At 49.0% G+C, this 7885-nt stretch carries 10 protein-coding genes; 4 read left to right on the top strand and 6 right to left on the bottom strand.

Annotated elements, in window-relative coordinates; genetic code table 11:
- Window positions 1-364: 364 nt before the first annotated feature.
- The 4 genes from HRQ60_RS10360 to HRQ60_RS10345 form a co-directional block, all read right to left on the bottom strand.
- Entirely contained in the window at window positions 365-967 is a 603-nt protein-coding gene (locus HRQ60_RS10360; protein WP_172195733.1) for a DUF3238 domain-containing protein, read from the bottom strand.
- A gap of 204 nt (window positions 968-1171) precedes the next feature.
- The gene (locus tag HRQ60_RS10355) at window positions 1172-1384 is read right to left on the bottom strand and encodes a hypothetical protein (RefSeq protein WP_172195732.1); all 213 of its coding nucleotides are present in this window, start codon (window positions 1382-1384) and stop codon (window positions 1172-1174) included.
- Between the two features lie 376 nt (window positions 1385-1760).
- Complete coding sequence (locus HRQ60_RS10350; protein WP_172195731.1) at window positions 1761-2027, bottom strand: hypothetical protein; 267 nt, start codon at window positions 2025-2027, stop codon at window positions 1761-1763.
- A 125-nt stretch (window positions 2028-2152) separates the two neighbouring features.
- The gene (locus HRQ60_RS10345) at window positions 2153-2641 is read right to left on the bottom strand and encodes a GNAT family N-acetyltransferase (protein WP_172195730.1); all 489 of its coding nucleotides are present in this window, start codon (window positions 2639-2641) and stop codon (window positions 2153-2155) included.
- Between the two features lie 181 nt (window positions 2642-2822).
- Here HRQ60_RS10345 and HRQ60_RS10340 point away from each other — a divergent pair, with 181 nt between their 5' ends.
- From HRQ60_RS10340 to HRQ60_RS10325, 4 genes are all read left to right on the top strand, one after another.
- On the top strand, window positions 2823-3506 hold the full coding sequence (locus HRQ60_RS10340) for a serine/threonine-protein kinase (protein WP_172195729.1): 684 nt from the start codon (window positions 2823-2825) through the stop codon (window positions 3504-3506).
- A 189-nt stretch (window positions 3507-3695) separates the two neighbouring features.
- Window positions 3696-4217, top strand: a complete 522-nt coding sequence (locus tag HRQ60_RS10335) for a MarR family winged helix-turn-helix transcriptional regulator (RefSeq protein WP_172195728.1) — start codon at window positions 3696-3698, stop codon at window positions 4215-4217.
- The gene (locus HRQ60_RS10330) at window positions 4214-4894 is read left to right on the top strand and encodes a hypothetical protein (RefSeq protein WP_172195727.1); all 681 of its coding nucleotides are present in this window, start codon (window positions 4214-4216) and stop codon (window positions 4892-4894) included. The genes HRQ60_RS10335 and HRQ60_RS10330 overlap by 4 nt, the downstream gene beginning before the upstream one ends.
- A complete protein-coding gene (locus HRQ60_RS10325; RefSeq protein WP_172195726.1) occupies window positions 4864-5616 on the top strand; it encodes a hypothetical protein in 753 nt (250 codons plus the stop codon). The genes HRQ60_RS10330 and HRQ60_RS10325 overlap by 31 nt, the downstream gene beginning before the upstream one ends.
- Here HRQ60_RS10325 and HRQ60_RS10320 read toward each other — a convergent pair.
- On the bottom strand, window positions 5529-6257 hold the full coding sequence (locus HRQ60_RS10320; protein WP_172195725.1) for an ATP-binding cassette domain-containing protein: 729 nt from the start codon (window positions 6255-6257) through the stop codon (window positions 5529-5531). The genes HRQ60_RS10325 and HRQ60_RS10320 overlap by 88 nt on opposite strands.
- Window positions 6250-7722 (bottom strand): amino acid ABC transporter substrate-binding protein/permease, encoded by a 1473-nt coding sequence (locus HRQ60_RS10315; RefSeq protein ID WP_172195724.1) that lies wholly within the window; start codon window positions 7720-7722, stop codon window positions 6250-6252. The genes HRQ60_RS10320 and HRQ60_RS10315 overlap by 8 nt, the downstream gene beginning before the upstream one ends.
- Window positions 7723-7885: the final 163 nt, after the last annotated feature.

Genomic DNA, 7885 nt, shown 5'->3' with positions numbered 1-7885 from the left:
CCCGCAAATGTCTAGGCTGGAAGTCTACACACGAATCGTTTCAGGACGAAGTGTTGCACTTGGATTGACAATCCGTCATATAAAGATCAAATTAACTTGCTTTCAATCAGATCAATCAGCTTCTATTCTACTTTTGCTTTAAAATTTATAAATAGCTTCTCACGTTTCTTTCTCACTTATATATTTTCAAGCTATGCTTTCTTCTTTGAATTGTATAATATTTAAATCCATATAGGATGAAATGAATCCTATGAATACAGTTTTTAAAATTCCATTTATATGAAAAAAACCTGATTTTCTCGAAAGAAAATCAGGTTTTTTAAATCAAAATTCATGTGCTATATACTTGTTATAACTATTTAAATTAAAGAATCTGGCGATTTGTATCTACAGAGAATCTATTGAATCCAGACAATCTATCAATAGTCGTTTGGCTCCGTTGGTAAACAGTTTGCCATCCTCCGCTATTAACACGAGCATAAACTTCATAACAAGGAAAAGCGTCATGCTGGCCAGACAAGCTGATTGTGCCATCCTTATTAATTGTCAGATCAAACTCGTAGTTAATAGCAGGAGCAACTGAAATGAATGGATTTTTAGAATCCAAAGTACAGCGCAGTTTAATTTCAGAGTTGCTTTTAGAAATCAATGTTGCTCTAATTCCTGTTTCTGGAGCTTGTTGCTCTTGAGTTGCGACTAGTTTTCCAGTATTGACAGAGTAAATATAACGTTTAGTGATACCTGTTCGTGCTTCTACTTGCCAATCAGAAGATGTATTAGTGAAATTTGCTGTCACGTACTGCTTGGTTCGAAAAGTAACATCTTCTTCTTTTGAGAACCCTCTCCCATCGCCTGAAAAAGTGCTCATATTAGGGTCGTTGATTGGAAGTGGAATAAGACCGGTTGGATCTGGTACTTGATTTTCCGCAATAAAAGTTTGAATTTTGACTGCAAAGTTAATTGCCATTTGAATTCCTCCTAAGTTTTTTTCAAGCTCCGTTTTAAAAGGAAGTGATAACTACAGCTTATCCTCTAACTTTAGTTATCTTGAAACTTTGCTTGTATCTATGAAGGAAATTCACTAAAGATAGTACAACCATTTTTAAATCAAATATTTCTTTTCTAAAAGTAAAGACAATAGCTAAGTCGCTATTGTCTTTACTTTTAGAATTTATTCTGTTTGAAAAATAGTGAGTAGTTCAACTATAAGTGTGTGTCTGGCTTCCTCATAGCTCATTCTCATATACTTTGACAACTGCTTGATGTCCTCATCAAATACTTCTATAACTTTTATAATTGCTTCAGGCTGACGCAACCTAACTTGTTCACGCAAAATCAAGAACTCTGCATCTGACAAAGGTACCTTAGGGATTTTCTCTTCCATTTACTCACCGCCTGTTGAGTAACATGCATTTCCTTAGCTAGTTCATCTTCTGTTTTATCGTTTATAAAAAGTTCATATAATTCGATCATCTCGACAAAATCTTTAGCCTTAAAAAGATAAGAATTATTTTCTGTCACATCATAAAGTTTTTCATATTTCAATCTTTTTCTTTCTCTGTATTGTAATCGCCAGGCTGCTTATTTTAGCTTCTTTCGATATTCTTCGAACATTGAAGTGGACTGCATAGTGCTCCTCCTTTCCCTTTATACTTATAAAGGAAAGGAACAAGCATATTTCACAACCAAAAGGGAACATTTGTTCTTTTTTTGTTGTGAAATATGCTTGTTTTCTCCACGTGCAAGCCTAAAAGAACGGCTCAGGTTTGAGCCGTTCTTTTAGGCTTGCTTATAGTGCTGGACATATTGAGCGTAAAAGCCTTACAGCAGATACACCGCTCTTCTTTATCTATTCGCAGGTAGCCTTCGTAAACGATGTTCGATCCAATCAGCTCGCGTACAAACTTTTCAGGATCGTAATCTGGATCTTCCAACAGTTCATCCGGTGCAGCGGCTACGGCCACATATTCCGGAAAAATAATATGGCCGTTTTTCGTTTCCGCGACGATAGGACCGTCGCTATTCATGATCTGCACTTGAGGATGCTACGAAAAGAACAATCATTCCCCTTCCTCTCCAGCTCCACGCCTCCCGACAACTTCTTCGGCCTACAAAGATCCCCAAGCCCTGCGGCTTGGGGATCTTCTTTTTTTTACTTCAATTCGAACATCTGGAACCGCCGGTCTTCTTCCATCTTCTCCAGCAGCGGAGGCGCGCCGGTCAATTCCAGAATGACCCGGTCCCAGAAGCGCTGGGCCGGAATATTGTTGGCCAGCTGGTGCAAGCCCCAGCGGCCCCGCTTCGTCTCGAATACGAGCCGGGCGGCGCGGCTGCCGACGCCGGTGCGGCGGTATTTGCGCAGGATGAAGAACTGCGAGAGGTAAGCCGCTTCGTTCTCCCAGAATTCGTGCACCATCGCGAAGCCTGCAATCTGCCCGTCCGCGAGGATCAGATACGCATAGTTGCCGCCCCACTTTTTCCAATAGAGCTCGAACTCCGCAAAATAAGGATACATCCCGTCGGGGCGAACGCTCATCCCGGTAAATTCGCTAAAATCGTACAGATACAGCTGCCACAGCCGTTCGAACAGCCCACGATCTGTGCTTCGGGCTTTCCTGATGTCCACATAGTCGATGTTCATTCGCCAAGTCCCCTAGTCTGTGTCGTGTATCCTCTAATTTACCAAACGCCTTCCCAAAAATCCATTCGCCGATCGTCGGAACTCCGTCTGCGGACGGTTGCCTTGATGCTTCTGCGGGACTATGATAAGGAAAAAACAGACAGGCGGACGCAAACGCCGTTTCCTCCAAGGAGTGAATACTATGATCCACAGCGGCGAGCAAGAACCCTCGATCCGCCTGATTGAAGATACCCTGCTGCCGGACGTGCGGCTCGAGAGCGTCGACCCGTTCAATCCGGTGGTCGTGCACCATACGCCGGCGGACTGGAGACTGCTCGGCGCAGGCAATTACGCGGCCGTGTTCGAACACCCCCTGCTGCCCGGAAAAGTCGTCAAAGTCTACGCTCCGGGACGTCCGGGCTGGCGGGAAGAATGCGAGGTCTACGAACGGCTCGGGACCCATCCCGCTTATTCGACGCTGTATGCGGCCGATGTGCAAGGGCCGTACAGTTACCTGGTACTCAAAAAGCTCGAAGGCAAAACACTCTACAACTGTCTGCGCGACGGTACACGGATTCCCCGCCAAGCGATGCGCGATATCGACAAAGCGCTCGATTACGCCCGTTCGCGCGGCTTGAATCCCAAGGACGTTCATGGCAAAAACGTGATGCTCAAAGACGGACGCGGCCTGGTTGTCGATATCTCCGATTTTCTGCAGGAGGGGCCGTGCATTATGTGGAAAGATTTCAAAAGAGCTTACTATATTTTGTACCGACCGCTGATGCCCAAACGACCGGTCTCGCTGCCGGACTGGCTGATGAATACGATCCGTTTCTTGTATCGTCGGCTGCGCCGCAAATCACGTCTGGACGGGCACCGCTCCTAACCGCTGCCGCTTTCCTTGGGGAAAGCGGTTTTTGCTTGGGGAGAAGAAGAATCCGACATTGAAAATCCCTCTTCAAAATTAGTTGCTTTTTGTAACTATTAGATTTATATTGGTTACATTAAACAACTATTATTCAATCGGATGAGCATTTTGCCGATCCAATTCTCCCAAAAAGAGAGGAGTATGAGTATGTCCAACCATCAATTTGAAAGCAAAGAGGTACCGGCTGATTCGAATTCGGATCTCGGCGGATTTGATATCGAGCAGGCATTGGGATTTGTAGTCAACCGGGCGGCAATCGTGATGCGCATGAGATTGACGGAAAACTTCCGGGCAGCCGGATACGAAATGTCCACCGAAGAATTCGTGATTCTGGCGCGGTTGTGGGACAAAGACGGCATGTTCCAATCCGAGATCGTCGAACAGACACTCAAAGACAAAACGAGAGTCACCCGACTGCTTGGCAGCCTGATTATGCGCAGTTGGATCGAGAAAAAAACGGATGAGCACGACCGCCGCAACTTCCGGGTCTATCTGACCGAAGAAGGACGAGCGCTGAAACCTATTCTGCTTCCTCTGGTCGTATCGGTGATCGCCGCCGGATCGGCCGGAATCCCGCGAAGCGATCTGGATACGACCGTACGTACGCTGCGCCGGGTATTCGAGAATTTGAGCGGAGCCATCGATATCAAAGGGGAGGCCAAGCCATGAGTACAATTCCGGCACCCGAAACCCAAAGGACCGATTCGCAGAGCCCATCCGGGGTTGGAGAATCGCATCAAGCGATGCAGACGGCCCGCCGGCTGACCTGGCTGATGTTCGCTCTTTGTCTGATTGTTACCGGAACGGCTGCCGTATATGAATCGGCCGGATTCGCTCCTGCCGCGCTGATCGGTGCGGCAGGGTTGCTGTCGATGCTCGGCTGGCAGGCAGCCGAAACGAAGTATCGTCCCGTGCCGGTCTCGTTTATCGTCCCGTATTCGCTTGTGATTATGAGTCTGCTGGTGCAAAACGCGGAAGAGTTCGCTTTTCGCAGCATGGACTCCTCCGTTTTCTCCTCCGTTCCGGGCTTTGCCCTGTATTCGATCGGAGCCGCCTCTTTGTTCATGCTCGGCGGGTGCTGCGCTGGCTGCGCGTCATCCGCTCGGTGCCTGGTCGGCATGGTTGGTCTGCATATGGGCGGCTGTGCAAAGTCTGGCGCATTATGCGTATCCCTTATTTTCCGACAGCCGCTATTTCTATATGCCCGGTCAGGCTGCCGCCTGGATTCCGCTGCTCGTCGGACTGTACGGTCTGATTCGGCTCATTCGGGGTCCCCGCCGTTCTTCGACACTTATCCGCGAAGGAGGGAAATCCAATGTCCGGTAAAAAAGCTTTTTACGCCATAGGCGTAGCGATTTTCATCGCTGTGTACGCGGGACTTTTCTACAATCAGGCGGGTCTTCGCCCCATGCTGATCGTCTGCGGGTCGATGGCCGGAGGTATGGTTCTCTGGTTAAAAACGACTTTTCGCACACCGGTTGACCCCTCGCGCCTCCTGCCTGTCTACCTGCTGACGCTGTCGCTGTCGCTGTTTTTCCTGCATATCACCGAGGAATTTATCACCGATTTCTCCGGTAGTATCAATACCATTTTCGGTTCAAACTGGACGCTGTCCGATTTCTCTCTGCTGATCGTCCTTCTCGGGCCGGTGATCTGGATATCGGGTGCCGTGGGTCTGTATTATCGCAATCCTGTCGGATATTACCTGGCCTGGTTCGTCTTCTTCGGTATGCTGATCGGCGAACCGACCCATTACCTGGTCTTCCCGATCGTCCAAGGCGGCGGCTACACCTATTTCTCCGGAATGTGGACGGCGCTGCGCCTTTGGATAAGCCCTCTCCTTCTTCTCGTTAAAATCCGGAATGTACTTAAGGGAAAAGCGCATTCTATAAATAAGCCGCTCCCCGCGATTCATTTTCTTACCCTACAAAAAAGGACGGCTCTGTATACAGAGCCGTCCTTTGCCTGTGCCGCAGTCTCCTACAGCACTTTCTCCAGGAAGCTGATCGTCCGCTCGTGTTTCGGATTGCCGAATACTTCTTCCGGCGTTCCTTCTTCCACGATGTAGCCGCCGTCCATGAAGATCACGCGGTGTCCCACTTCACGGGCAAAGCCCATTTCGTGCGTAACGATGACCATCGTCATCCCTTCGCGCGCCAGATCCTGCATGACGCCGAGCACTTCCCCGACCATTTCCGGGTCAAGCGCGGAAGTCGGTTCGTCGAACAGCATAACGTCCGGATTCATCGCCAGCGCGCGGGCGATTGCCACGCGCTGCTTCTGTCCGCCGGACAGCGAAGCAGGGTAGGCATCGGCTTTGTCGGACAAGCCGACGCGTTCCAGCAGGGCCAGGGCCTGCTTCTCGGCTTCGGCCGATGTCATCTTTTTCAGCTCCACAGGAGCGAAGGTGATGTTCTTCAACACACTCATATGAGGGAACAGGTTGAAATGTTGGAATACCATACCGATATTCTCGCGAATTTTATTGATATCCGAGTTCTTATCGCTCAAATCGTAATCGTCTACAACCACTTTACCGGCGCTGATCTCCTCCAGCAGGTTGAGACAGCGGAGCAAGGTACTCTTGCCGGAACCGGAGGGGCCGATGACGCAGACCACTTCGCCTTCGCCGACTTCCATATCGATACCTTTGAGGACCTCGTTGCTTCCGTAGCTTTTCTTGAGCCCCGTAACTTTGATCTTATCCACGGCCAATTCTCCTTTCGAGACGATCCGCAATCTTCGTGAGAATCGTGATAACAATCAGGTACATGATCGCAATCGTCAGATAGACGTCGAAGGTCTGGTATGTGCGTGCAATGACCAATTTGCCGGACTGCGCGAGTTCCACAAGACCGATGATCGACAGAATCGACGTATCTTTGAGCGTAATGACCATCTGGTTGATAAATGAAGGCACCATAACCTTGATTGCCTGCGGCAGAATAATCTTGCGCATTGTATTACCGTAAGGAACACCCAGGGAACGGGCTGCTTCCATCTGGCCTTTATCGATCGATTGGATACCGCCGCGGATGATTTCGGTCACATAAGCACCTGCGTTCAAAGCAAGTGCCAGAATCGAAGCCATCCAGACTTCCATCTTGAAGCCGAAAGCCTGCGGAATGGCAAAGTAGATGAAGAAAGCCAAAATCAGCAGCGGAATGCCGCGGAACACGTCCACGAACACCGTCGCGATGCCGCGCAGGAATTTGTTGTGACTGACTTTCATGGAGCCGAAGAGCAGACCGAGCAGGAAAGCGAAGAACAGCGACACGATCGTGTAGAACATCGTATAGCCGAGGCCTGTCATGAATGCCGGCATGGATTCCCAGATCAGGCCCAGGCGGCTTTTCTTCACGGCGGCTTCACCGCTGATATCCGCACCGGATGCCGCATCGACAGATCCCAGGTACTGCGCAATGATCGCATCGTATTTGCCGCTGTTTTTCAGATTCGCAAGTCCTTGGTTGAACATCCGCATCAATTCGGGATTTTGACCCTTATTGACCGCAAATCCGTACGAGCCGCCTTTTTCCTTGTCCGTAACCGTCTTGATTCCGTTGCCCTGCTGAATGCCATAGGCAAGCACGGGATAATCCTCGAACAAGGCGACGGAACCGCCCGCTTTAACTTCGTCCACGAGCTGCGAAGAGTCGTCGAACGTTGCAAGCGTAAACCCGTATTTGTCTTTGATGGAATCGGCAAAAGTGGCTCCTTCTGTGCCGACTTTGACCGCTACACGCTTGCCGCGCAGATCTTCGTAACTCTTGATCGTATCATTGTCCGCGGCAACGCCCATCATTGGGCCCGCTTCGAAATAAGGATCGGAGAAATCGAAGGTTTGTTTCCGCTCGTCCGTAATGCTCATACCGGCGATCACGCCGTCCACATTGCCGGATTGCAGCGCTTGAAGCGCCGCATTGAAGCCAAGCGACTTAATCTCGACCTTAAAGCCCTGATCTTCGGCAATCGCGTTGATCAAGTCCATATCGATCCCGACAAAATCGCCATTTGCGTCTTGATATTCAAAAGGCGCAAACGTTGTATCGGTTCCGATCACATACGTTTTATTCGCGTCCGCGGCATGAGCCGACGGCACCAAACTTCCCATGAATGAGAAAAAGAACACAAGTAAAACCAAAAACCCCGTCATTTTTTTCTGTATACGCATATGTTCCTCCAGTCACTGTGCCCGGTTTTTGAATTTTTAATTCATTTTACATGACCTGTGAACTATTGACCATGCCTCTGCACGAAAAAAATTAATAAATCCCGCAAAAATGCTGACCGGAGAAGGGATCCTGCCTAACCTGACATGTTATGTAACTTGGATA

Source organism: Saccharibacillus qingshengii (genome assembly GCF_013185195.1).
Classification (GTDB): Bacteria; Bacillota; Bacilli; order Paenibacillales; family Paenibacillaceae; genus Saccharibacillus; species Saccharibacillus qingshengii.
This window is presented reverse-complemented; position numbering and strand designations above follow the sequence as displayed.

Coding starts and splice junctions, on each gene's coding strand:
- HRQ60_RS10360 (WP_172195733.1), bottom strand. CDS start 967: ATGGCAATTAACTTTGCAGTCAAAATTCAAACTTTTATTGCGGAAAAT.
- HRQ60_RS10355 (WP_172195732.1), bottom strand. CDS start 1,384: ATGGAAGAGAAAATCCCTAAGGTACCTTTGTCAGATGCAGAGTTCTTG.
- HRQ60_RS10350 (WP_172195731.1), bottom strand. CDS start 2,027: ATGAATAGCGACGGTCCTATCGTCGCGGAAACGAAAAACGGCCATATT.
- HRQ60_RS10345 (WP_172195730.1), bottom strand. CDS start 2,641: ATGAACATCGACTATGTGGACATCAGGAAAGCCCGAAGCACAGATCGT.
- HRQ60_RS10340 (WP_172195729.1), top strand. CDS start 2,823: ATGATCCACAGCGGCGAGCAAGAACCCTCGATCCGCCTGATTGAAGAT.
- HRQ60_RS10335 (WP_172195728.1), top strand. CDS start 3,696: ATGTCCAACCATCAATTTGAAAGCAAAGAGGTACCGGCTGATTCGAAT.
- HRQ60_RS10330 (WP_172195727.1), top strand. CDS start 4,214: ATGAGTACAATTCCGGCACCCGAAACCCAAAGGACCGATTCGCAGAGC.
- HRQ60_RS10325 (WP_172195726.1), top strand. CDS start 4,864: ATGTCCGGTAAAAAAGCTTTTTACGCCATAGGCGTAGCGATTTTCATC.
- HRQ60_RS10315 (WP_172195724.1), bottom strand. CDS start 7,722: ATGCGTATACAGAAAAAAATGACGGGGTTTTTGGTTTTACTTGTGTTC.